The organism is Gilvimarinus sp. 1_MG-2023 (assembly GCF_030548285.1).
The window spans coordinates 1-294 of the sequence record NZ_JAUOSC010000757.1 but is presented as its reverse complement, the minus strand read 5'-3'; the positions used below and the strand labels follow the sequence as shown (position 1 = coordinate 294).

Annotated in this window: 1 protein-coding gene; it reads right to left on the bottom strand. The window is 59.2% G+C overall.

What is annotated here, in order from left to right; genetic code table 11:
* A partial coding sequence (locus Q4563_RS18915) for a dTMP kinase (RefSeq protein WP_442903795.1) occupies nt 1-154 on the bottom strand: 154 nt, incomplete at its 3' end.
* Nucleotides 155-294: the final 140 nt, after the last annotated feature.

Below are 294 nucleotides of genomic sequence, written 5' to 3'. Positions count from 1 at the left end.
GTGTCCCCCCAGGCTCTCTGGTCACCATTACCTCCAGCCCGCGCTCCATCAGCCAGTCGGCACACCACTGGACATTGGTCGTCTTACCAACACCCTCCCCTCCTTCAAAGGTAATGAATTTGCCGCGTGGCGGCGGGGTGTTGGCTGAAGTCATGGTTGTGTTCCTGCGTCAGGCGATGCGGGTGAAGAAGGTGCCGCCGGTTCCGGCGTTGAACGGTAATCCGCCTTGCGGTTACGTATCTGGTATTGGTACACAGCCTTGTTGTGCTGCGCAAACGTCGCGGAGAACACGTG